This window comes from Candidatus Mycoplasma mahonii (assembly GCF_030550815.1).
Lineage (GTDB): Bacteria > Bacillota_I > Bacilli_A > Mycoplasmatales > Metamycoplasmataceae > Mycoplasma_O > Mycoplasma_O mahonii.
The window spans coordinates 87,082-111,429 of the sequence record NZ_CP114583.1; the positions used below are offsets into that span (position 1 = coordinate 87,082).

Below are 24,348 nucleotides of genomic sequence, written 5' to 3' on the forward strand. Positions count from 1 at the left end.
ATTGATATATGAATAATGCATTTGAAAAGTTAGCAAAAGAGATTGATTTTACTGTCACACAACATTTTGAAAATATTAAAGTAACTGAGGCTAAATTAGAAAAAAACAATATATTCAATATTGAGTTTTTTGTTAACGAAATCATCCCATTTTATGAAATGGAGCTTTTCCTTATTAAACTAAGAGACAATTTTCAATATAAAACTAAGTTTCAATTCAATGTGCTATCTATTATATATAATGAGGCAGAAGTTAACCGATATTTAGATTGAATTGTATCTAGTTACATGAATAAAAAATATATTTCAAAAATAATTATGGCCTCAAAAAAGGAATTTTCAGAATTAGGATGCACAATATTTCTAAAATCAAAATATTCTGTTAACCAGATTCAAGAAATTAAAGATAAAATTGAAAAAATAATGAGCAAAATGGGCTTTAATAATTTCAAGATGACTTTGGAATACGACAAGGCTAATGAAGGCCTTCTCCAAGAGGAATTTAGTAAGAATCTAGAGAATGCTAAAAACGCAATATCTGCAACCACTAACGAATCCGATGAAGATGCGACCCTAACTCGTAAAAGAGCATATCAAAAATTTGCCATAAGTGAATTACCTACATCTCAAGCAAATCTAGTTATGATTGAAGGCCAAATATTTAATATTGACACAAAAAAAACCAAAACAAGTTGAGTAATAACCACATTTTCTATAACTGATTTTCATGATGCGATATATGTGAAAGTTTTTTCAAAGAATCAAAAAGAAGTTGATCAACTTGATAAATATAATGTTGGCTCTTTTGTGACTATTAATGGTAAATACGAATTAGATGCATTTCTGAAGGAACCCATTATTACCGCTAATAAAATTTCATTAATTAAATCATTCAAGGAAATAAGAACTGATAAAGCAAAACACAAGAGAATTGAGCTAAATTGTAAAACCAGAATGAGTGCTATGGACGGAATATCTTCCGCAACTGAATTAGTTAAAAAGGCAGAAGAGTGAGGTCATGAAGCTATTGCGATTGTTGATAAAGATGGTATACAATCTTTTACTGACTTTTATAATGCCACTAAAAAATCCAAAGTAAAACCAATCTATGGGGCCACATTTGATGTAATAAGCAGAAATAATAAGTCTATCTATAACCATAGCGATAAAACACTTGAAAGAACCGATTATATTGTTTTTGATATTGAGACAACTGGCCTCTCACCTATTTTTGATGAAATCATAGAATTTGGCGCAGTCAAAATATCTAGTGGCGAAATAATAGAAAAAAAACAATTCTTTATTAAACCTAGTAAACCAATTTCACAATTTACAAAAAATCTAACAGGGATTACTGATGATCATCTTCAAAACGCTGTATCACAAGAAGAGGGTGTTCAGCTTATTCGCGATTATATCCTTGGTTATACAACTGTTGCTCATAATGCAAATTTTGATATTACATTTATTAATGAAAAACTCCATAAATATAATATTGAAATAATTACAGATCCCGTTATTGATTCTATGATTGTAGCTAGAATTGTGGAACCAGATAAAAAGCGTTTCAACTTGGGTGCTGTTGCCAAAAGGCAGGGCGTTGATTATGATTCATCTGTTGCCCATAGAGGAGATTATGATGCTGATATTCTTGCTAGAATATGGTTGAAATTTTTAAATCAATTATCAAATTTAAACCTTAAAACACAAAAGGAATTATTTGATTTTATTGATAAGTCACTTTATGAAAAAACATTTTCAAATGATATGGTTATTATTGCCAAAAATCAAATTGGTCTTAAGAAATTATTTAAATTAACATCACTTGCATTAGTTGACAACTATGCTAATGGTGCCAAATTATTTATTGATGATTTAAAAGATAGAGGAGACTTTTTGATTGGATCAGGAGGATTGAATTCAAGACTTTTAGATAGAATGTTTTATGGTTCAAAAGAGCAGATTATTAAAGAAATATCATTTTATGACTACATAGAAATTCAACCTTTACAAAACTTTAAGCACTTTATAAACAGGGGTGTGGATGTTGAGGATATTAAGTTCATAATTAAATTTATTGTTGATGAATCTATTAAGCAAGAAAAAATTGTGGTAGCCACATGTGATTCTCGATATATAAACCCTGAAGATAATCTCTACCATCGCGTTTATATATCTGCCAAAGGATTAGGGGGAGTCAGACATCCGTTATTCAAATTCAATGAGGAAAATCCAGTTTATCCAGATCAACATATCCTCACAACAGAAGAGATGATACACGCTTTTGATTTTTTAGGAGACATTAAATTAATTGAAGAAGTGGTTATTACTAACACAAAAAAAATAGCAGATCAAGTTGAAAAAATTCAAGTAATAAAAGAAAAACTATATACGCCAAAATTTGGTGATTCAAACATGGATTTAACTGATCTAGTTTATAGAAACGCAAAGAAAATTTATGGAGCAGAATTACCGAAGTTAGTTGAAAATAGAATCAAAAAAGAATTAGAACCAATCATAAGTTATGGGTTTGCTGTTATCTATTGGATTTCTCACTTATTAGTGAAGAAATCTCTTGATGATGGTTATTTAGTTGGCTCTCGTGGTTCTGTTGGCTCATCACTTGTTGCAACTCTTGCCGAAATAACAGAAGTTAACCCTTTAGAACCTCATTACATTTGTGGTGGTTGTCAATATTTTGAAGTTTCAAATGATTTAAGTTTAAACTCAGGATTTGATTTACCAGAAAAAAAATGTCCTAATTGTGATGCTAATTTAATGAGAGATGGTCAAAACATTCCATTTGAAACATTTTTAGGATTTAATGCTGATAAAGTTCCTGATATTGATCTAAACTTCTCTGGTGATTATCAACCGATTATTCATCAAGAAGTTAAAAAATTATTCGGAGATAAACATGCTTTTAGAGCTGGAACCATTTCCACTGTTGCTGAAAGAACAGCCTTTGGATATGTAAAGGGTTGAGCGGAGCAAACAGGTAAAAAGTTGTCACGCCCTTTCACTGAATATTTAGCAAAAGGAGTTGCCGGGACAAAAAGAACTTCTGGACAGCACCCTGGAGGTATTATTGTTATCCCCTCTGAATTTGATGTCGAGGATTTTACACCAATTAATTACCCAGCTAATGATGTTGAATCTGCATGAAAAACAACTCACTTTGATTTTTATTCAATTCATGATAATGTGCTTAAATTAGATTTACTTGGACATGATGATCCCACCGCTTTAAAATTACTAGAAAAATTTACAGGGATTCAGGCTAAAAATATACCAATGAATGACCCGAAAATTATTTCGTTGTTTTCTTCTCCTGAAGAATTAGGAATTAGACCAAGAGATATTCTCGCTGAATCTACTGGCGCGTTAGGTATTCCTGAATTTGGTACTAATTTTGTAAGAGGCATGTTAAAAACGACGAATGTTACATCATTTGGAGATTTAGTTTCTGTTTCTGGTCTTTCACACGGAACGGATGTATGAGCAACTAATGCCGAGTTATTGGTGAGAAATGATGGGAAAACATTGACAGAAGTTATTTCTTGTCGTGATGATATTATGATCGATCTAATTAATAAAGGTGTTGATCCTTTAATATCATTTAAAATTATGGAAAATGTTCGTAAAGGACAGGGATTAAATGAAGATTGAACTACATCCATGAAAGAACATGGCGTTGAAGATTGGTATATTGACTCACTATTAAAAATAAAATATATGTTTCCTAAAGCCCATGCAGTTGCTTATGTAACCATGGCTTGAAGAGTGGCATGATTCAAACTTTATTATCCTATCCCTTACTATGCCACATATTTCACAACAAGAGCAGATGTTTTTGATATTAAAACAGTAATTTCTGGTAAAACACAAATAGAAGCTGCTATTAAGGATTTTAAATCAAGGAAATACAAAAGCGGTGATTTAAAACTTTCCAATAAAGAAATTGCGTTAATCCCTGTTCTAGAAATTGCCAACGAAGCCCTTGCTAGAGGTGTTAAAATTGGAAATATATCGATGAAGGATTCACTTGCAAATGAATGGGTCATCATGAATGATACTTTAATCCCGCCATTTTCTGCAATTGATGGTCTTGGCGATTCTGTGGCTAAATCAATTATTGCAGCTAGAACCGATAAGGCATTTGTTTCTAAAGAAGATATTAAAAAAAGGACATCTGTGAATAACACAACACTAAATAAATTCGAAGAATTAGGTATCACCAGTGAATATTCTGATTCGAACCAAATGTCATTAGATTTTGGATTTTAATATATAATAATGTTGTCAATTGAATAAATAGGGAGCCAATTGGCATCCTATTTTTGTTTGAGGGAGGATAATATGACAGTCAAGGATCAGATTATCAAAAAATTTGCGAAATATGCTTCCAAAGTTTTCTGAGAAAAAAGAGATTCTGATGAGTTCTTGTGTGTAGAACTAAACATTTCCAACTTTGATGAAGTTATTAACATATCAAAGGATATCTCATCTTTTGTTGACCAAATTGATTATTCAAGCGGAGAATATTTTTTAGATATTTATTCTCGAGGTACGGATTATGACATTGAATTTAAGAACATTAAAAACAATTTAGGGAAAACAATGAAGATTGAACTCAATAAAGCAATAGAAGATAAAATTATTTTTATTGGTGAATTAGTTTCATATGACGATAAATCATTATCGATTGAATGAAATAACAAAGGCCAATTCAAAAATATAAAAATTATCACAGAAAATATTAAGAAAATAAATTTATTTTCAAAAATAAAATAAGAAAGGACCATTATGGCAGCAGACAAAAAACTAGAAATACAAAAAGAAGCTTTCTTCGAAGCTATTGAACAATTAGCAAAACAAAATCTTTTAGAGGTGAAGGAAATAATCGAAATTATTTCAGATTCGGTTATAAAATCATTTCATACAAAATTTGATCCAGATGCAGATCTAGATTTCATCTTAGATTTTGACAAGAAAGAGATTAAATTAACTAATAATACTAAATATGTTGTTGATGAAGAAGTTGAAGATCAATATAAGTCAATTGAAATTAATATCAAAGACGCCAAAAAGATTAATAAAAATGTCAAAGTAGGAGATACAGTTTCTGAAGAAGTTGATTTTACAGCATATGCTAAAGGTATATCTGGAAGAATTAAGCAAATGATTATTCAAAGTGTTAGGGAAAAAAGAAAGCAAGCCATTTATACTAAACATAAGGGTCTCAAAGGGGAAATGGTATCTGCAGTAGTGACATCATCAGCAGCTTCACATGCTATTCTTGCACTTGAAGATGGAACAATAGCATTTATGCCTTCAAAATTAAAAAATCCTAACATTAAACTTAGTGTTGGAGAAAGAGTTGATGTTTACGTTGAAGATGTGCTAGAAAAATCCAAAGATGCGCAAGTTATAGTTTCTAATGGCTCAAAACAAATTGTTAGAAGAATTTTAGAGGTTGAGGTTCCTGAAATTGCCGAGGGTATTGTTGAAATTACTTCAATGTCTAGACTACCTGGCTTTAGAACTAAAGTGGCAGTAAGAAGTTTATCGGAAGGTGTTGATGCAGTAGGGGCTTTAATTGGAGCGCAAGGATCAAGAATTAAAACTATTATTGAAAAATTAGATGGTGAAAAACTTGATGTTATTTTATGAACAAATGATAGTGATTCATTTATTGCAAATGCCGTCTCTCCAGCTAAGGTAATTGCTGTTATTAATAAAAAAGATGAGGATGGCAATGATATTGAAGGACATAAAATTATTATTACACCAAACAAACATCAAACGTTGGCAATTGGTAAAAAAGGTACAAACGCTAGACTAGCCGTTGAGCTAACATCAACGAGAATTGATGTTTTGTCAATAGATGAAGCCAATCAAAAGAAATTAGAATTCACTTGAAATGGTAATATAAATGAAGAACAAGCTGCATTAATTGAAGATGGACAAAGATTTGATTCCAGAGATTCAAGACCAAGAAGACAAAATACTTCATTTCAGACAAAAGATTTAGCTTTTGATGGGTTTGATATGGATATTCAATCATTTAATGAAAACATGAGTGAAACAGAATTAGATGATGCGGAACTTGATCAACAAATTGATGATGATTTATTTTCAAAAGAAGAATTGGATAAATTTGATAAGGATTTCAATTTTGATGAAACACTTGCGGATATTGATCGTGATTTTTTAGATGAATAACATTAAAAGAAAGTGTATTGTAACAAATCAAATTTTAGATATTTCCAAAATGATAAGAGTAGTTAGATTAAAAAATGGAGAATTTAAAGTCAATTCTTTAGTACCTGGTCGAGGAGCATATATAATCAATGATTCAAATTTCATTGATGAAATTAAAAGAAAAAAAGTTCTTAATAAATCTTTTAAGACAAATGTATCAAGCAGCATATATAAAGAACTAGAAAAAATTATGAAAGGATAAAGTATGAAAGATAATCGTAAGTTAAATAAACAAGATATAGATAAGCAACTAAAAAGCGTTGATACAGAATTAAAAGATGGTGTGTTTACATTTTCGGGACAAATGACCATTGGTGAATTTTCTAATAAAATAAATATAAGTTCAACAGAAATTATTACCAAATATTTTAAAGAGGGGAAGATGTTTAACATCAACCATACACTTGGTGAAGAAGAGATTGCTGAATTATGTCTTGATTATGGATTTGATTTTCAAAAAGAACATCAAATAGATGCATCTAACTTTATGGATGAAGTTAAGATCCAAGATCACGATGATGATTTAATCAATAGAAGTCCTATCGTGACTATTATGGGTCATGTTGATCATGGTAAAACTACATTAATAGACAAAATAAGGAAATCAGAGATTACAAAATCAGAAGCCGGAGGAATTACACAGCACATTGGCGCTTACCAAATTTTTCATAAAGATAAGTCAATTACATTTTTAGATACACCTGGCCACGAAGCTTTTTCGGCTATGAGAGCTAGAGGCGCAAACTTAACAGATATTGTTATTTTGGTTGTTGCGGCTGATGATTTAGTCATGCCTCAAACAAAAGAAGCAATTGATCACTCCAAGGCTGCCGATGTTCCAATCATAGTTTTTGTCAATAAGATGGATAAACCTGGTGCTGATCCAGAAAAAATAAGAGCAGAACTCTCAAAGCATGATGTGTTAGCTGAAGAATGAGGTGGGCATGTTCAATTCATTGAAGGGTCTGCATTAAGTGGAGATGGTGTCGATAAATTACTTGAAGGAATCCTTATTCAGGCAGAATTAATGAAGATAAAAGCAAATCCTAAAAGACTATCAATTGGTGTGGTAGTTGAATCTAGTGTTACAACTGGCAAGGGAGTTGAAGCTACACTTATTGTTACCAACGGAACATTAATAGTCAAAGATTTTATCGTTGCTGGCTCTAATTTTGGTCGTATTAGATCAATGAAAGATGTTGTCGGAAAAACACTTGAATCTGCCGGTCCATCAATGCCAGTTGTTGTAACGGGTTTGAATTATTCTCCAGAAGCTGGGGATAAATTTTATGGATTTAAAGATGAAAAATTTGCCAAAGCACTTGCTAATAAAAAAGCTTTTACTGATAAACAAATTGATCTAAAAGCAAGAACAACCCTTCAAATTAAAGATGGGATTAAAGTTTTAAATATTATTATTAAATCAGATGTTCAAGGAACGACTGAGGCAGTTAAATATGCTTTATCCAAGATCAATAATGATGAAGCAATTGTTAATATTGTAAGAGCATCTGCTGGAGTTATCACAAAATCAGATGTTGTCTTAGCACAAGCTTCTGGAGCAATCATATATTGCTTTAACGTGAAACCAAATAAAGAAATAGCATCATTTGCTGATCATGAAAGAGTTCAAATTGTTTCCTACAATGTTATTTATAAAATGATCGAAGATGTGGAAAAAACAATTTCTGGTATGAGAGCACCTAAATATGAAGAATTTATCACTGGTGAAGCTGTTGTTAAAATGGTTATTAATTCATCTAAAGTTGGTAATATTGCAGGTTCTGAAATGGTTAAAGGATATGCACTTTCAAAATCTGGCGTCAGACTTAAAAGAGCTGATAAAGTTATTCACGAAGGTAAACTTGATTCATTACAAAGAGGACCAGATCAAACTAAAAAAGTAGAAAATGGTAAAGAATTTGGATGTCATATTTATAAATTCAATAATATCGAAGAAGGAGATATCTTGGAATTCTTTATTGATCAAGAAATTAAGGTATAGTGTCAATTGTCCATAATAAAAAAGAAGCTAGATATCTAAGATCTGTATCAGAAATTATTGCTAATGAAGTCACTAATGTTAATATTTCTGATACAACAGTTACTGGCGTGAAGTTATCTAATGATGACTCGCATTTAAATGTCTATGTAGTTTTTAGTACTAATAAAGAAAGATCAATGAAATATTTAAATAAGTCTAAAAGTTTTGTTAGAAAAAGACTAGCTCAAGGATCTAGACAAAGAAGGGTTCCTGATATACATTTTTTACATGATGAGTCCCAAGAAAAAGGATCAAAAATTGATCAATTATTACAAGAGATCAAAAATGGTAATTTAAACCAAGAAAAATAAATTCTACACGTACAAATTAAAAGGAGTGTAGTTTTTATGACAAGAAATTTAAAATACTTTCCAATGTATTGTTTTGATAGTTTTTAAGAAAATAGTGACACTTTTTTATATTGCCATATGGATATATAATAAATTAATGTCAACATTATCAACACCATCTATTATTTTACTATTAATTATTGTTGGATTCCTATCAGCAATTATCGCATCTCTAATCAGGCTATGAGGAGGACTAATTGCTATTCCTCTTATACTTTTAATCATTGATGAAGACAAGTTTCTTCATGCGAAACTTATTGCTTATGTTTCCATTTTTGCTTTATTATAGATACATGAAACAAAAAGGACACTGCAATAAGATAAAACACTTCACATTGCTCTTGGAGTTGTCCCTACTAATGTTATTTCTGAATTATATTTATACATAATCTTTTCCATACTTGTATTTGGGGTAATTATTTTAGTAAATATAAATGGAAAAGTAAAAGCCAACTTGCCACTATTTGGAGCATTCATTGGTCTTGATTAAGGATCATTAGTCATCTCTGGCGGTGTCTTATTTATTCTCTTATTAGTCACTAGCTTAGGAATGAAATTAAAAGAGACTGGAGTTAATGCTTTATTTTTAAAAATATTTGATGCATCTTCAAATATTATTGTGGGACTAGCCAGTGGTCAATATGCAGATTTCGAAGTAGATGGTATTTTATGATATTTACCATTAATTATTATCATTGGTTCTATACCTGGTTCATTATGTGGGTCACTATTATCAAAGAAAATGAATGAAAAGCATATCACTATTTTATTTCATGTTGTTATGGCAATCACACTGACATGAGAAATTATTTTTACAATATTAATATCACAAGGTATTATGTAAAAATTAAAAAAATGATTTTTTTGTAAAACTTTTCATATTTTACTACATATATTAATGTGAAGAAAAATATTTTTACAGTAATTATGATAATCATCTTATTTGGAATGGGAATTGGAGTTTATTTAATAACTCATAATTCTAAAACAAAAATAAGCAAACGAGACTATATTGTCATAAAAGGATCTGGTACTTTTTATAATGGCCCCATTACAGTTCCCAAGGGTACGACTTTTGAGTACGCCATTAAGAAATTGAATTTACAAAGAACAAGAAGCATTAATGAAATCTATGAAGGAGTGGGTAAAAATAAATTCTATCATAAAATCACTGACAAGCTTTTCAAAGATATCACCATCCACATCAAATAAATTAGATTATCTCTTCATGGCACTTCTTTCATTATTTATATACTTAACCATCATATCTTCATTTAGTCTGATATATATTTTGTTTTGCTCAGTGTTAATATTGTTATTAATTAAGAGGCCAATACTCATTTTATCTGGAATAGTCATTTTTTTTGCCGCCTGGTATTTAATGTATTTCCAAAGGCAAGAAAAAATGCACCAAAGCATTAATGGGATTTTTGAAATTAAAAAAATAATTAGCTCCGGTTACATTATTAAAGCTAATGGCAATAACGTTCTTATTAGTACCAAGAAACATTTTGAATTATTTGATGAGATAAGAATATCGGGGCAAATAGAAACTCCAACAAATTTTAATGGGGCGAAATTTGATTTTGTTTCTTACTTAAAAACGCTTAACATTGAGAATATTATAAAATTTCCTAAAATATCATTAGCTTCACACTCTGGCGACATTAGAACAAAATCACTTTCGTTTTTAACAATAGGGCCAAGTGAATATACAAAAGTGGCACCGCTTGTTATGCTTGGAGTTAAAACAAATGCAGCTAAAGACATATATCAAATGAGCATTAGGTTATCCGTTGTGCACTTATTTGTGATATCAGGTTTTCATATTTCATTTTTATATTTATTAGTAGGCAAGATTTTAAAAATTATGAAAATAGATAAATACACCAATCCATGAATGCCGTTATTTATGATATTGATTTACTTATTTTTAATTAATTTTCCATTGTCTGCCTCAAGAGCATTTATTTTAATCTTATTACTCAACATTAATAAGAAATTGCTTAAAAATAGGTTCACTTCTATGGAAATTTTAGCCATTGTCATATGTTTGATGTTTTTATACAAACCATATTCCATTAAATCATTATCATTCATTTATACATTTTTAGCAACCGGGACCGTGTTATATATTAATTCATTTAAATTTAAGAGTGATTTAATGAAATATTTATCCATATCAATCATTGTTTATTTCATAACAGTACCTATATCCATTTATATTAATCATTTTTTTGCACCACTAGGTATTCTAATGGGGATTATATTTACTCCCATTATGATGATGGTTTATACATTATCAATTTTTCTATTCCCCTTCAAGGATGTTATGAACCAAGTTTATATAGTTTTTGTATGGCTGTTAAAAGTTATGGATGGAGTCAATCCGCTAGTGAAAATAAACTTAAGTTTGTTTATTATTCAAATTTTATATTTAATAGCTCTTAGTTCTTTTATAATATGAAGGTTATGATATTTATTTACGGAGAAGAACAATATTTTATTGATAAAAAACTAAATTCAATAATAAAAAAAGAGGGTCTTGATCCCATCAAGTTCGATGAAGCATCGGACCTTGCTTCAATTATTGCTGAGATTGCAACGATCTCATGGTTTTCTGAAAAAAAATTGATTGTGCTTAAGAACATTAAAGCCTTAACTGGCGAAGAAGAAACTCAAGAAATTATTAATGCTCTTAATACTCTGGATGATAGCTTAGAAGTTGTGATCATTAATAACTTCAAAATAAAAAAAAGTAATTCACTGGTTAAATTTTTATTAAAAAATGCTGATATTCATGAAGTTAAATCATTAGATTCCAAAGATATGGCTTCCACAATTAGGGAAATTGTGATTAGTAAGGGTGGTTCCATCACTAATGCAGCTGCCATAAATTTAGGCACAAAAGTACCAAATGATTTAAGGATCATTATCTCCGAGATTGATAAACTTATGCTTGAGTCACAAGAGATTGACAAAGATCAAATCGAGAGGTCAATCGGAGAATATGTGATCGAGGATGCCTTCTCTCTCTCAAATGCAATATCTGCAATGGATAAAAATGGAATTATTTATTCTTATAATAAGATGATCAAAAATAACGAAGAGTCAACTGTCATTATTTCAAAAATAGCAAGTGTATTTTTATTTGCTTTAAAAGTGAATCAATATAAGAAGTTGCATATGAATAACATGGAAATTGCCACAAAGATGAATGCTCATATATTCCGAATTAAGAAGGCGTCTGAGTTAATATCAACCACCACAAATGAAAGTATAAAAGGCATTATCATTAAATTGGCACATCTTGATAAAAATATTAAAACAGGTAATGTTAATGACCTTATTGGTTTAAATGATTTTATGCTTAATTTAATTATGTAAAAAATAGCCATTTTTATTCAGTTATTTTTTATATTAAAAAACATTCCTTCTTTTTGAACATTATTAAATGGAGGAAGAAATGAATATAATTTTAATTTACTTTGCCATTAAGTATAAGGGCGATTGAGATAAGATTTTTAAAGCTTTAGAAGAGAAAGAGAAAGTCCCAATATCGGAAATGAACAAGTTAGAAGAAGAGTTAAAGACAAGTGACCAAAAAATAATCACCATCTTAGATATAAATTATCCAAACAAACTCAAGGAAGCCTATAAACCTCCATTTGTTCTTTGATTAAAAGGAGATGAAAAATTACTTAGTCAAAAGATGATTTCTTTTACCGGAAACATCTCTAATGAAACATCAAAGGAAAAAATTACTCAGTTTATGCCAGAGTTAACAAACCGCCATACCTTGGTATCTGCTTCATATAAAGGTGTTGATGTTGATGTTGCTAATCAAAACGGGCAAGGTATGGTTTACATCCTTGCAAATGGCATCAATAAGCCATATTTGAATCATACAGAAAAGAATATTGACCTATTGATTTCTGAGTATCCACCAGATCAACATTTAAAGAAGGAACACTTTGCAAATCGGAATCGATTGATTGCCGCGATGTGTGAAAGTCTTATTTTAATCAACTCAGAAAAAAATGGAGGTATCAACTCTTTGATTACTAATTTTTTGAATCTTGGAAAGGAAATTTATTGCTTTGTTGGAGGTGGTTCTGATGATGGCAACTCAGAGTTAATTAAACAAGGAGCTAATTTAATTACAAGTATAAAAGATATATGTGATTAATGTATAGAATTAAATATTTCACCACGAAAATATTTTTTCTTTACAAAGATTTTTTAATGTATGCTATTTATATGAGTAAATTAGTAATAGTAGAATCACCAAATAAAATAAAGTCAATTGAGAAATACCTAGGAAAAGATTATAAAGTTATGGCTTCGGTTGGTCATATAGTTTATTTACCATCATCAGGTGTTAATCAATTCGGAGTTGACATGGACACTTGGACACCAAACTATAAAATTGATCCGAAGAAAAAAAATGTTGTTTCTAAATTAAGACAAGCATCAAAAAAAGTTGAAGAAGTTTTAATCGCCACTGATCCTGATCGTGAAGGAGAAGCAATTGCTGATAACTTGGTTAAATTTTTAAAAATAGATGATAAATATAAAAGAATTAGATTTAATGAAATAACAGAAGATGCAGTTAAAGAAGCAATAAATAATCCATCAGTGGTTGATGATTTATTAGTTGATTCACAAATTGCTCGGAGAATTTTAGATCGAATTATTGGTTATAAACTATCGTCTTTAATGAGAAAGAAAATCTATAATGCACCAACAAGTCCTTCAGCAGGCAGGGTTCAATCAATTGCAATGAAGTTAACTGTTTTAAGGGAAAGAGAAATTGAGACTTTTGTACCTGTGCAATTCTTTCTTGGTAAAGCGGTTATTTCGGAAGATATAGAAGCAAAATATCATAACCGAGAAAACAAAGAACATAAAGAATGAATATTACCTGATGAAGCAGAATTAATTAAGAAAAAATTAGTCGGACCATTAATAGTTGAAGATATTAAAAGATCCATTAGAAGTGAGTCTAAAAAAACTCCATTTAAACAAGCTATTCTATACAAGAGAGCAAATTCCGCTTTAGGAATGTCAGCAAGCGCTATTCAAATGGCAGCACAAAAATTATATGAAGGCTATGGTCAAGGTGGGTTAATTACATACCCAAGAACTGATTCCACTAGAATGTCTAGTAGTTTTGTTACCAAAGCAAAACAATTTATTTCTACTAAATTCGGACCAAAATATTTAGCAGAAAAAATTAGTGGTTTTGCTGGTGCTCAAGATGCCCATGAAGCCATCAGACCCACAAGCTTAGATTTAACACCAGACGAAGCCAAAAGTTCATTCAATCTTGAAAATTCAGAATACAAAGTTTATAAATTAGTTTATATAAATACGTTGCAATCATTAATGAAGGTTCCACGAAAAGAAATTATTAGATATGAACTAGAAGTTAATGAAGTTAAATTTAGAATGTCATCATCAAAAGTAATTTTTGATGGATACTACAAAGCTTCAGGATACGATAAAAAGAGGGAGTTACCTAAATACAATATCGGAGATGCTATTCCTGTTTTAGAATACTTGGTTGAACAAAATGAAACACAACCTCCAGTAAGATTTAATGATGGTTCTTTGATTGAAAAACTTGATTCAATTGGTGTTGGTCGACCCTCAACATTTGCGACTACAATTAGAACATTGAAAAATCGTGATTATGTAACAAAAGAAGGGAATGCTCTTAAAGCGACAGACTTTGCTAAAATCGTTTTCGATAAGTTAATCACAACATTCCCGAAAATCATGGATGAAGAATATTCTTCCAAATTAGAACGTAGATTGGATGATATTTCCGGAAATAAAACAGGTTATAAAGAACTATTAGATGAATTTTGAGAACAGTTCTCTAAAGCACTTACCAGTGCCGCTGACATTATTGAGGTGACAAAAATGATGAACATTCCTGCTGGTAAGAAATGTTCTTTATGTGAGGAAGAGTTAATTGTTAGACGAAACAAAAGGGATGGAACTAAGTTTTTTGGTTGTTCAGCATTTCCAAAATGTATGCACACTGAACCAGATCCATCACAAAAGAAAAGATTTTTTGGCAAAAAGAATTATAGCAATAAAAAGTTTGTCAAGAAAGAAACTACCAAAAAAGCAACTCCAAAGAAAGCAATTGTGAAAAAATCCGCTCCTAAGAAAAAGGGCACTGGCAAAAAAGTTGCAAAGAAAAACATCATTATCAGAGATAACTAAAAAATCGCAATTTGTGATTTTTTAGTTATATCTATATTTTTTTGGATGTAGTTCTTTCATTTGGCTAATGAATTCGTTTTTTGAAAGACTTCCGTATGTATTCATTAATTCAAGACAATCATTGTATTCTCTAACACCATAATCAATATCTTCAAAACCAGATACTGATGTGATACCTTGTCTTTTTCAATTCTTGTATGTTGTAAAGAATGTTTCTACAGTTTTAATTCATCTATTTGGTAGATCATGAATTGAGTTAATGTCATTTAATTTATAATCATCTGAATGAACAACAATTAACTTAGTATCGGTTTCCCCGTCATCGATCATTTTCATTGCTCCAATAATTCTTGCATTTAATGAAACTCCTGGCATAAATGTTTCTCCGGAATAAACTAAAACATCTAATTCATCTCCGTCTCAATCTAAAGCTTCAGCAACATATCCGTAATTTGCAGGATACACAAAACCAGCTCTCAATATTCTATCTACAACAATCTTTCTTTTTTTTCTATCATATTCATATTTTATATTTGATCCCATGGGGATTTCGATATTTACTATTATTTCTTTTTTCATATAAATATTTTACTATTTTTTAAGGTTTTTTTGGTATTATTTAATAGCAACATTGTTGCAGAAAGTAGATTCACTTCTCACCTGATGTTTATTACATGGGTACTGGCTACACCAATATGAAAATTATTGTAGTTTGAGAAGTGGTTAAAACCACTTTTTTATTTTAAAGGAGATTATTATTGCTAGAAGCATAAACAGAAAAAAACCAACAGCAGAACATATAATGAATAAATTTATTCCGTTTCCAAAAGTGTTTGTCATATCATCTACAGGTGAAAAACTTGGGGTAATGACAAAATTTGAAGCATTAGCATTAGCTGAATCTGAAGGATTAGATTTAGTAATTATCTCTAATAATCCTAAGCAACCAGTGGCAAAGATATTGGACTACGGAAAATTTAAATATAAACGTAAGAAGAAAAGAAAAGATGCCAAGGCCAAACAATCTGTTACAAACAATCGAGAAATAAGGTTAACACCAATGATTGGTGAACATGACCTTATGACAAAGTCTAGAAAAGCTAGAGAATTTATTGAAAAAGGAGATAGAGTTAAAATATCTCTTAAATTTAGAGGTCGTGAAATGGCAAGAAAAAATTTAGGATACGATAAACTAGACGAATTTTATAAAACTCTTGAAGATACAGCTATGGTCGAGAAAAAACCTACACTTAGTGGTGGTAGATTCTTGGACATGTATTTACAGCAAGATAAGAGGAAGAAAATTAAGGAGGCACCTAATGCCAAAGATGAAGACCAAAAGCGCCTTGACAAAGAGGATTAAAGTAACAGGCACAGGAAAAGTTGTGAGAGGTCATGCATTTAGATCACACTTAGCACAAAACAAAACAACAAAACAAAAACGCCAGTCAAGAAAATCAACACTGATGTCAGCGTCAGATGTGAAAAGATTTAAGGGATTATACTAGGGGGTTACTATGAGAGTAAAAGGTGGAGTAGTATCAAGAAAAAGAAGAAAAAGATGACTCAAACTTGCTAAAGGTTATTGAGGACATAAATCAATCGGGTTTAAAGTTGCTAAGCAACAAGTTGTTAAATCATGAACATATGGATTTAGAGATAGAAAAACTGTAAAAAGAAATTTTAGAAAACTTTGAATTGCGAGAATTAATGCAGCAGTTAGAAGTCGAGGTCTTACATATTCAGTCTTTATGAATGGACTTAAAAAAGCTAATATCGAGGTTAACAGAAAAATGTTATCAGAATTAGCTATTCATGAACCAAAGGCATTTGAATTAATCCTTGCCGAAGCAAAAAAAGCTTTAAAATAAAAGTTCATTTACAAAAACACGTAATTTTTCTCTTATGAAGATTAACGTTTTTTTTATTAAAATAAAGTTTCATTTGTTAAAATTGCAGAGTAAAGAAACGAGAAAATATGAATATATTATTAGCTTGTTCTGCAGGAATGTCAACATCATTATTTAAAAAATCACTTAATGATTGTATGAAAGATCAAGACATTGAAGGTCATACAGAAGCCCATGAATCCGAAGTGACCAAAGGCAAGATAAAGGATTTTGATATTGTCTTCTTGAGCCACAAGTAAGATTTATGCTTAAAAATTTTCAAAAGAATTAGCTGGAGATATTCCGGTTGCTGTTATTAGCCCAGTGGATTATGATATGGCTAAAGCAGAAAATGTTTATAAAATCGCAAAAGAACTGTTAGGATAATTTCTAGATTATTTATAAATATTAAATCAATTAAAAACATGATATAGAAATTATGTTTTTTGTTTATTAAAACATATTTATAAATTTACTATGTATAATCATTTCATGATATTAGGAATAGATATTGGTGGTACAACAATTAAAATAGGTGTTGTTAAAGATAAAAAAATAGTTAAAAAATATATTCTAAAAACTAATAAAAATAATGTGATTAATGATATTATTGATTCATTTTCTTTAAACAATATAAACCTTGATGATATTAAAGCAATTGGATGTGCTGTTCCTGGTTTTATAGATCATAAAAATGGCATTGTTACATTATCCGGAAACTTAAATCTTAAAAATTACAAATTTAAAGAAGAATTTGAGAGGAAAATCAAGAGAGATGTTTTTGTGGTTAATGATGCAAATGCTGCCGCACTTGGAGAATATTGAGTTGGTGCTGGATCAGATTATAATTCACTTGTTCTATATACCATAGGAGCTGGCATCGGTGGAGGAATAGTTATTAATGGGCAATTGATATTTGGAGAAAATGGATATGCTGGAGAGTTTGGACATGGTGGATTTTTTCAAGACGAAAGAGAATGTACGTGTGGATTGAAAAATTGCGTTGAGCCCATGTCATCAGCAATTGGAATTGAAAAATCACTTTTTGAAATAACAGGTAAAAAGAGTACAGTGAGAGAAGCTGCTCAGTCTTTTATCGATGGAGATAGTAAAATCGTAGAAGCTTTTAGCAAATCATTAAGACCACTTGCAGAACATATTTCTATCATGGAGTCAGCCATAAATCCCGCTGTCATAATAATTGCAGGGAGTCCGTCAACCATTGGGAAACCACTTACAGATTTATTAAAATGAATGGTTGAGGATTTTCAGCATGATTTTATTGCAAAACCAACCAAAATATTATCTGCCAAAACAGGCGCTGATGCTGGTATCTATGGTGCAGCATATTGAACATTCAATAATAATCTATAATGGTAAATAAATTTATGGGTAATTATCCCTTAATAGTTAGTAAGTGAATGCAGTCATATGTAGATGAATTTACATTTAGACAAAACAATCAATCCACCAAAGAAAAAGAATGACAAATAAGTCATTTTTCTTTATATTTTATTATACTAATAATTAGGGAATAATTACCATCTTTTTTAATCTATTAAAATAGAAATAAAAATGTTATATAATAACCAAGTATATTGCATACATAATGTACGATTAAATAAACTAAAAGGAGAATAAATGTCAGTTATTACAAACATTCACGCTAGAGAAGTTTTGGATTCACGTGGTAATCCAACCATACAAGTAGAGGTAGAGACGGATTTTGGAGGATTTGGTACAACAATTGCTCCATCAGGAGCATCAACTGGCATGCTGGAAGCTTATGAATTAAGGGACAAAGGTACTAAATACGAAAAAAATTGATTCGGTGGTAAAGGTGTTATGACGGCAGTTGATAATGTTAATAAAATAATTGCACCTAAACTTGTTGGGCTAGAAGTTTCTAATCAAAGGTCTTTGGATTTAACAATGATTAAACTGGATGGAACTAAAAATAAATTAAAATTAGGAGCTAATGCAATTCTTGCTGTTTCACTAGCAATTGCAAAAGCTGCTGCTGATGAAACTGGGTTACCTTTATATAGATATATTGGTGGGACTAACGCTAGAAAATTACCAGTTCCCATGCTAAATGTTATTAATGGTGGTGAACATGCTTCAAATACACTTGATTTTCAAGAATTTATGATTATGCCCGTTGGGGCTTCTACAATTAGAGAAGCACTTCAAATGGCTAATAAGGTTTTCCATAATCTTGCTAAACTATTGCACGATGCAGGTCACGGAACGCAAGTTGGAGACGAAGGTGGATTTGCCCCTAACCTTAGGTCTCATGAAGAAGCACTTGAATTCATGGTTAAAGCGATTAAAATAGCAGGATTTAAACCTGCAACAAAAGGTAAAGGTGCAGTTGCTATTGCAATGGATCCAGCTATATCAGAGTTATATAACGGAAACAAATATGTATTTGGAAAACTGAAGGCAGCCATTAAAGCTAAGAAACCAGGATTCATAACTGATGCAATCAAAAAATCTAAAGTAGAATTTACCTCTAAAGAAATTATTGAATATTTCCAAGCATTAGTTAAAAAATTCCCAATTATTTCCATCGAAGATGGACTTGATGAAACAGATTGAGTTGGTTTTCAATTAATGACTAAAAAAATGGGTGGAGATCTTCAAATCATGGGTGATGATATCACTGTAACTAATAAAAATATTCTGACATATGCAATTAAAACAGATGCAATGAATTCAATTCTTATTAAGTTAAACCAAATTGGTTCACTATCTGAAACAATTGATACTATTGAACTTGCTCATAAAGCTGGATATACATGTGTTGTTTCACATCGTTCAGGAGAAACAGAAGATACAACAATTGCTGATCTAGCTGTTGCACTTAACACTGGACAAATTAAAACTGGTTCAATGTCAAGAACAGATAGAATTGCAAAATACAATAGACTTCTTAAAATTGAAGAAGAGCTTGGAGTTGCGGCTGAATTTGATGGGGATAAAACATTCCATAACCTTGGCAGAAATGTTGAAAATGCTAAAAAACCATCTGTTGTGGGTGCTAAAAAACATGCTTCAACAAATGAGCCAAAGAAAAAAAGATACTAAAAAATAAATATTATGACTAATTAATGTTGGTTGTTTTTATTAGCATCTAAATATCAATTTATTTTATAAATAATTTTGTTTTAATGAATGATGATATTCGTTTGAATATATATTTTATGGCAATGGTAAGTTTGCATATTTTTTTATAACAAAAATTGGTAATTTTGATTTATTAATTATAAGTAATTGAAGACCATAGAATAATATGAATTTCCAAAATGATTTAGGATGAAAATTATTTTTAATTTGTTTTGCCCAAGGATAAGTGGATCTGGTGTTCAAGTAACACAAATTACAAAAACAATGAAACATGAGATAGCATTCTCTAAAGATGTTGGACATAAGGTGATTATGCTAAATGTTGCAAGATATAATCAATGAGAAATAACAACTGATCTGGAAGAGGGAGGAGTTAACTTTTCTGAAATATATGAACTTCATTCTGATATTGTTTTACATACAAGGTAACTGAAGCCATCTTATAAAATTCCTGCTGCAGAAACGGGCTCAGTGGGTATTGCAAGTATATTGAAAAACCTTGTTTATTAGTTCAAGATAGTCATTAAAATGTTAAATAAATGTATCATTATTTAATAAAGACTTTTTGAATTAAACTTATTTAGAAGATTAAGCATAATTTCTCTAAAATGTTTAAAAGCAAAAATTCCTACTAAATAATTATGCACACCCTCCCAAACATATTTACCTCATTTCATGAATGTATTATATACTATATTATATGAGACTAAATCAGCACAAATCACATATTTTATTTTTATTAATGGAAGAGCAATATAGAGATAAAATAAATTATAAAAACATAAATATTATTCCTTGGTATAAGATTTATTTTATTTTGAAAAATGAAACACACAGAGACAGAGAGATGTTCTTACATAATTTAGTAGATAAATGGATTGTTAACAGCAAATTGGATGATGAAAGATTATTTATTAATATTAAAAGAATAATAAGGAAAACAAGAATAAGGCTGAATGATATTGAGTTATCACAGTTATTTACATTGGAAGAAAGAGCATTTTCCATTGATCGCCATATCAAAATAATTAATAGCAATATCAAGTTATCTAAAAGAGAATCTATAGGCGTTAAATTTACGAATGCAATCTTATTTAGGGAAAAGAATATGGAAAAAATCAGCAAAGGTGATTTATTAGTTTCCAACAAGCGAATAATTGTTATTGGATCTGATATTGAGTTATCATTTCCGTTTTCAAAAATAGAATCTTATGAATACAAGGAATATGGTTTTTTATTCATATCGAATAATAATGAAAAATATTTATTAAGAATTCATGACCAAATAACATTAAACAACACAATTTGTAATATAATACAGAAGAAAGTGAAATATGCAATTAAAAAACGTAAAAATAATCAATCATAATTTAATAATTAGCAATGCCAATATTGAAATAAAAGATAACAAAATAGTTAGCATTGAAAGAATTAAAGGCAATGGTGTAAAAATTATTGTTCCAGGTTTTATTGATACACACATTCATGGTTTCATGGGTAACGATGCTATGGACTCTCGAGAAGCTGTTGAACAATTATCTATCGATCTTGGCAACCATGGAACAACTTCCTTTTTTCCTGTCGTTATGACAGAATCACTAGAAAATATTCATCAATCATTAAAAAATATTTCTGATGCAAAATTTAATGGTTCTAAAATATTAGGTATACATTTAGAGGGCCCATATATTTCTCATGAAAAAAAAGGTGCACATGATCCTCAATACATTATTAAACCAAAGTATGGAGATATTACAAAATTACAAAAAAAAGCTAATGGATTAATTAAGAAGATCACTTTTGCACCTGAGGTCACGCCAAACAATGTTGTTAGAGAAATGGTATCATTGGGAATATCTCCATCTATTGGTCATACAAACGCATCATATGATCATGTTATAAATGCCATTAATTTAGGGGCTAATTCTTGTACTCATTTATGAAATGCTATGAGTGGTGTTCAAAATAGAAAACCAGGTGTTGTTGAAGCTATTTTAAATACCGACACAGTATATGCAGAGCTAATTACCGATTTAGTTCATGTTGATAAAGAAGCAATTAAGCTTTCAATAAAATCTAAGGGACCCAATAAGATAGTTATAGTAACAGATTCCATTAGGCCATCTGGTCTTCCTGACGGAAATTCAAAAAGTGGTGGTCTAGAAATAACCAAGTCAGGAGATAAGATAACTCTTAAGGGCTCAAACACCATTGCCGGATCAGCAGCAACAATGTATTCAAATTTTTCCAAATTAATATTATTGGGTTATGATATTCAAGATATTGTGGCAATGACATCATATAATGCAGCCAAAAATATGAATCTAATTGGTGTTGGCAAAATTAAAGAAGGCTATTTTGCAGACATCATTATGATGGATAAAAATTTTAATATTAAAGAAGTGTATATAAATGGAAACAAACAATAAAGGGCATATATGAAATTAATTATTACAAATGATCATAAAGAAATGTCAGAAAAAGCTTATCAATTAGTGAAGCAACAAATTACAAATAAGCTAAATTCAGTTTTAGGGCTTCCAACTGGTGCAACACCTGAAGAAATGTATGAATTATTAATTAGATCAAATAAAGACAAAGAAATTACTTTTAAAGATATATCTACATTTAACTTAGATGAATATGTTGGGATAAATAAAGACCATGCTACTTCTTATTTTTCATATATGAATAATAAATTTTTTAATCATATTGATATTAATAAAGAAAACACTTACATTCCATCTGGCCAGGGAAACGTAAAAGCAAATGCAACAAAATATGATGAATTAATCACAAAACATGATGGTGTTGATTTACAAATACTTGGTATTGGTGAAAATGGTCATATTGGTTTCAACGAACCAGGCTCATCAGAGACATCGGGGACAATTATTGTGCAATTAACACAATCGACAATTGATGCTAATTCTAGATATTTTGATAATAAAAATAATGTTCCAACAACAGCAATTACCATGGGTATTAAGACAATTTTGAAAGCTAAAAAAATCATTTTAATGGCATCTGGTAAAAAGAAGGCAGAGGCAATAAGAAAATTAGTTGATGGACCAATAACAACAAATGTACCAGCATCATTTTTACAAAATCACGATAATGTTGTTGTGATAATCGACAAAGATGCTGCATCTCTTTTAATGCGATAAATTATACATGTATTTTTATATAATTAGGATATGAAATTCAATTCAACATACACATCTAGCACAACAAAAAAAGAAACAATAATTAAGATAGACTTGTATAAAAACAAACTCATAAATTATTTAAAAAAACAATTTAAATCTATAAGAATTGATTCGCCACTATTTTTAGAGGAACATGCAGATGAGGCAATTGATATGCCAAATATTACAAGACCCATCAGTTTTGATTCAGGACATGAGTATAAAGTGAATAAAATCTATTTATCTCATACTAATTGGCTCAGAAAAATGATTGATCAAATTGATGTTAATAATCACGAAGGTCTTTTGACTGAATCAAAAACAATCTGAAGAGATATAGAATTTTCTCCATCGATATTTTCATCTAAGAGTGAATTACTCCTTCAATATAAAATAGACAAGGAAAAAGCAACTAATACATATCTAAAAAATATTGCCTTTGACATCTATGATTTATTATTCTCATTTCTAGAAGATTCATATAACTCAATGAATGAAAAAAATCCGTTTCCTGAAGATGTGAAAATATTCTCTTCACAAAATCTGAATATAGAATATGTAAACTTATCCGCGTCAGAAAAGGAATATGAAAAGATTTTAAAAGAAGATGCATTCATCTTGTCTGAACCCGGAATCAAATTGTTTTCAAATAAGAAACACAAGTTTGTGCCTGAACAATTATATGAACTCAAAAAGCATTATGAAATTATCTTTAAAGATGTGATCAGCTCTGATATTATAAATGTTGCTTCAATAGCTATTTTGGCAAATGGCAATGAACTAGAAGACCAGTTAAGATATTATAAAAAAATGCAATACCTTGAGCTTGACTTCTATAAAAAATTAACTAAGCAAAAATTTAAAATATTAGAGATCAAAATTGATCTATATAGAATTATGATGGTTATACTCAGAAAGGGCCACATAGGGGAAGTACAATCTGGTGTTGATACAAAAGAAACAAAAACAATTATTGAAAAATATAAAATCAATATTATTTAAAGAAGAAATAGTGAAATATTACAAAAAAGCTTGAATACTATTTGAAATGTTAGCAAATGATGTTGGCAAAATGTCCACTGATTTATCAGTAGCAAAACCACAAACTAATAATCCTGATACAAACAAGCAGGTTCCATTTATTGAGGGAACAAAAACAAGTTATATTGTTAAAACTGATAAAAATTAGTATCACTCTAACAATGATTAATATAAGATGGTTTTTCTGGAGTTGTTGATTGATGGTAA

General features: G+C 30.0%; 26 protein-coding genes. 25 read left to right on the top strand and 1 reads right to left on the bottom strand.

Annotation, left to right across the window (positions count from 1 at the left end; genetic code table 4):
* Positions 1-8 precede the first annotated feature (8 nt).
* From O3I44_RS00425 to topA, 13 genes are all read left to right on the top strand, one after another.
* A complete protein-coding gene (locus O3I44_RS00425) occupies positions 9-4,286 on the top strand; it encodes a PolC-type DNA polymerase III (RefSeq protein ID WP_303717230.1) in 4,278 nt (1,425 codons plus the stop codon).
* Positions 4,287-4,358: 72 nt separating this feature from the next.
* Positions 4,359-4,793, top strand: a complete 435-nt coding sequence (locus O3I44_RS00430) for an LSm family protein (RefSeq protein ID WP_303717231.1) — start codon at positions 4,359-4,361, stop codon at positions 4,791-4,793.
* Positions 4,794-4,805: 12 nt separating this feature from the next.
* Positions 4,806-6,224, top strand: coding sequence for a transcription termination factor NusA (nusA, locus tag O3I44_RS00435; protein ID WP_303717232.1), 1,419 nt, complete (start codon positions 4,806-4,808; stop codon positions 6,222-6,224).
* Positions 6,217-6,465, top strand: a complete 249-nt coding sequence (locus O3I44_RS00440; protein ID WP_303717233.1) for a YlxR family protein — start codon at positions 6,217-6,219, stop codon at positions 6,463-6,465. Before nusA ends, O3I44_RS00440 begins: the two co-directional genes overlap by 8 nt.
* Before the next feature lie 3 nt (positions 6,466-6,468).
* Positions 6,469-8,268: a translation initiation factor IF-2 gene (gene infB, locus O3I44_RS00445; RefSeq protein ID WP_303717234.1), complete on the top strand. Its 1,800-nt coding sequence runs from the start codon at positions 6,469-6,471 to the stop codon at positions 8,266-8,268.
* On the top strand, positions 8,268-8,618 hold the full coding sequence (gene rbfA / locus O3I44_RS00450; RefSeq protein ID WP_303717235.1) for a 30S ribosome-binding factor RbfA: 351 nt from the start codon (positions 8,268-8,270) through the stop codon (positions 8,616-8,618). Before infB ends, rbfA begins: the two co-directional genes overlap by 1 nt.
* A gap of 136 nt (positions 8,619-8,754) precedes the next feature.
* Positions 8,755-8,946 carry a hypothetical protein gene (locus O3I44_RS00455; RefSeq protein ID WP_303717236.1) on the top strand — a complete coding sequence of 64 codons (192 nt, stop codon included), beginning with the start codon at positions 8,755-8,757 and terminating at the stop codon, positions 8,944-8,946.
* Positions 8,947-9,207: 261 nt separating this feature from the next.
* Entirely contained in the window at positions 9,208-9,501 is a 294-nt protein-coding gene (locus tag O3I44_RS00460; protein ID WP_303717237.1) for a hypothetical protein, read from the top strand.
* An 83-nt stretch (positions 9,502-9,584) separates the two neighbouring features.
* Complete coding sequence (locus O3I44_RS00465) at positions 9,585-9,869, top strand: hypothetical protein (protein ID WP_303717238.1); 285 nt, start codon at positions 9,585-9,587, stop codon at positions 9,867-9,869.
* 16 nt (positions 9,870-9,885) lie between these two features.
* Positions 9,886-11,178, top strand: coding sequence for an MAG0480 family ComEC-like protein (locus O3I44_RS00475; RefSeq protein WP_373317536.1), 1,293 nt, complete (start codon positions 9,886-9,888; stop codon positions 11,176-11,178).
* Positions 11,130-12,044 carry a DNA polymerase III subunit delta gene (gene holA / locus O3I44_RS00480; protein WP_303717241.1) on the top strand — a complete coding sequence of 305 codons (915 nt, stop codon included), beginning with the start codon at positions 11,130-11,132 and terminating at the stop codon, positions 12,042-12,044. Before O3I44_RS00475 ends, holA begins: the two co-directional genes overlap by 49 nt.
* A gap of 79 nt (positions 12,045-12,123) precedes the next feature.
* Positions 12,124-12,846, top strand: a complete 723-nt coding sequence (locus O3I44_RS00485) for a DNA-processing protein DprA (RefSeq protein WP_303717242.1) — start codon at positions 12,124-12,126, stop codon at positions 12,844-12,846.
* 71 nt (positions 12,847-12,917) lie between these two features.
* Positions 12,918-14,894, top strand: a complete 1,977-nt coding sequence (gene topA / locus O3I44_RS00490; RefSeq protein ID WP_303717243.1) for a type I DNA topoisomerase — start codon at positions 12,918-12,920, stop codon at positions 14,892-14,894.
* A gap of 21 nt (positions 14,895-14,915) precedes the next feature.
* Here topA and O3I44_RS00495 read toward each other — a convergent pair whose 3' ends face one another.
* The gene (locus tag O3I44_RS00495; protein WP_303717244.1) at positions 14,916-15,473 is read right to left on the bottom strand and encodes an inorganic diphosphatase; all 558 of its coding nucleotides are present in this window, start codon (positions 15,471-15,473) and stop codon (positions 14,916-14,918) included.
* Between the two features lie 223 nt (positions 15,474-15,696).
* Between O3I44_RS00495 and infC the strand changes: the two genes are divergently transcribed.
* The 12 genes from infC to O3I44_RS00555 all read left to right on the top strand — a co-directional run bounded on the left by infC (position 15,697) and on the right by O3I44_RS00555 (position 24,289).
* Positions 15,697-16,257, top strand: coding sequence for a translation initiation factor IF-3 (gene infC / locus O3I44_RS00500; protein WP_303717245.1), 561 nt, complete (start codon positions 15,697-15,699; stop codon positions 16,255-16,257).
* Entirely contained in the window at positions 16,223-16,402 is a 180-nt protein-coding gene (gene rpmI, locus O3I44_RS00505; protein WP_373317543.1) for a 50S ribosomal protein L35, read from the top strand. Before infC ends, rpmI begins: the two co-directional genes overlap by 35 nt.
* Before the next feature lie 9 nt (positions 16,403-16,411).
* Positions 16,412-16,765, top strand: a complete 354-nt coding sequence (gene rplT, locus O3I44_RS00510) for a 50S ribosomal protein L20 (protein WP_303717247.1) — start codon at positions 16,412-16,414, stop codon at positions 16,763-16,765.
* Between the two features lie 107 nt (positions 16,766-16,872).
* Entirely contained in the window at positions 16,873-17,043 is a 171-nt protein-coding gene (locus O3I44_RS00515) for a PTS sugar transporter subunit IIB (protein ID WP_303717248.1), read from the top strand.
* A 232-nt stretch (positions 17,044-17,275) separates the two neighbouring features.
* Complete coding sequence (locus tag O3I44_RS00520) at positions 17,276-18,157, top strand: ROK family protein (RefSeq protein ID WP_303717249.1); 882 nt, start codon at positions 17,276-17,278, stop codon at positions 18,155-18,157.
* A 267-nt stretch (positions 18,158-18,424) separates the two neighbouring features.
* A complete protein-coding gene (gene eno, locus O3I44_RS00525; protein ID WP_444542272.1) occupies positions 18,425-19,873 on the top strand; it encodes a phosphopyruvate hydratase in 1,449 nt (482 codons plus the stop codon).
* Positions 19,874-20,101: 228 nt separating this feature from the next.
* Positions 20,102-20,341, top strand: coding sequence for a hypothetical protein (locus O3I44_RS00530; protein WP_303717250.1), 240 nt, complete (start codon positions 20,102-20,104; stop codon positions 20,339-20,341).
* 271 nt (positions 20,342-20,612) lie between these two features.
* Positions 20,613-21,281, top strand: coding sequence for a hypothetical protein (locus tag O3I44_RS00535; RefSeq protein WP_303717251.1), 669 nt, complete (start codon positions 20,613-20,615; stop codon positions 21,279-21,281).
* Positions 21,247-22,341: an N-acetylglucosamine-6-phosphate deacetylase gene (nagA, locus tag O3I44_RS00540; protein ID WP_303717252.1), complete on the top strand. Its 1,095-nt coding sequence runs from the start codon at positions 21,247-21,249 to the stop codon at positions 22,339-22,341. Before O3I44_RS00535 ends, nagA begins: the two co-directional genes overlap by 35 nt.
* Positions 22,342-22,350: 9 nt before the next feature.
* Complete coding sequence (gene nagB, locus O3I44_RS00545) at positions 22,351-23,079, top strand: glucosamine-6-phosphate deaminase (protein WP_303717253.1); 729 nt, start codon at positions 22,351-22,353, stop codon at positions 23,077-23,079.
* Between the two features lie 30 nt (positions 23,080-23,109).
* Positions 23,110-24,102: a class-II aminoacyl-tRNA synthetase family protein gene (locus O3I44_RS00550; protein ID WP_303717254.1), complete on the top strand. Its 993-nt coding sequence runs from the start codon at positions 23,110-23,112 to the stop codon at positions 24,100-24,102.
* Between the two features lie 10 nt (positions 24,103-24,112).
* The gene (locus O3I44_RS00555) at positions 24,113-24,289 is read left to right on the top strand and encodes a hypothetical protein (protein WP_303717255.1); all 177 of its coding nucleotides are present in this window, start codon (positions 24,113-24,115) and stop codon (positions 24,287-24,289) included.
* Positions 24,290-24,348 lie beyond the last annotated feature (59 nt).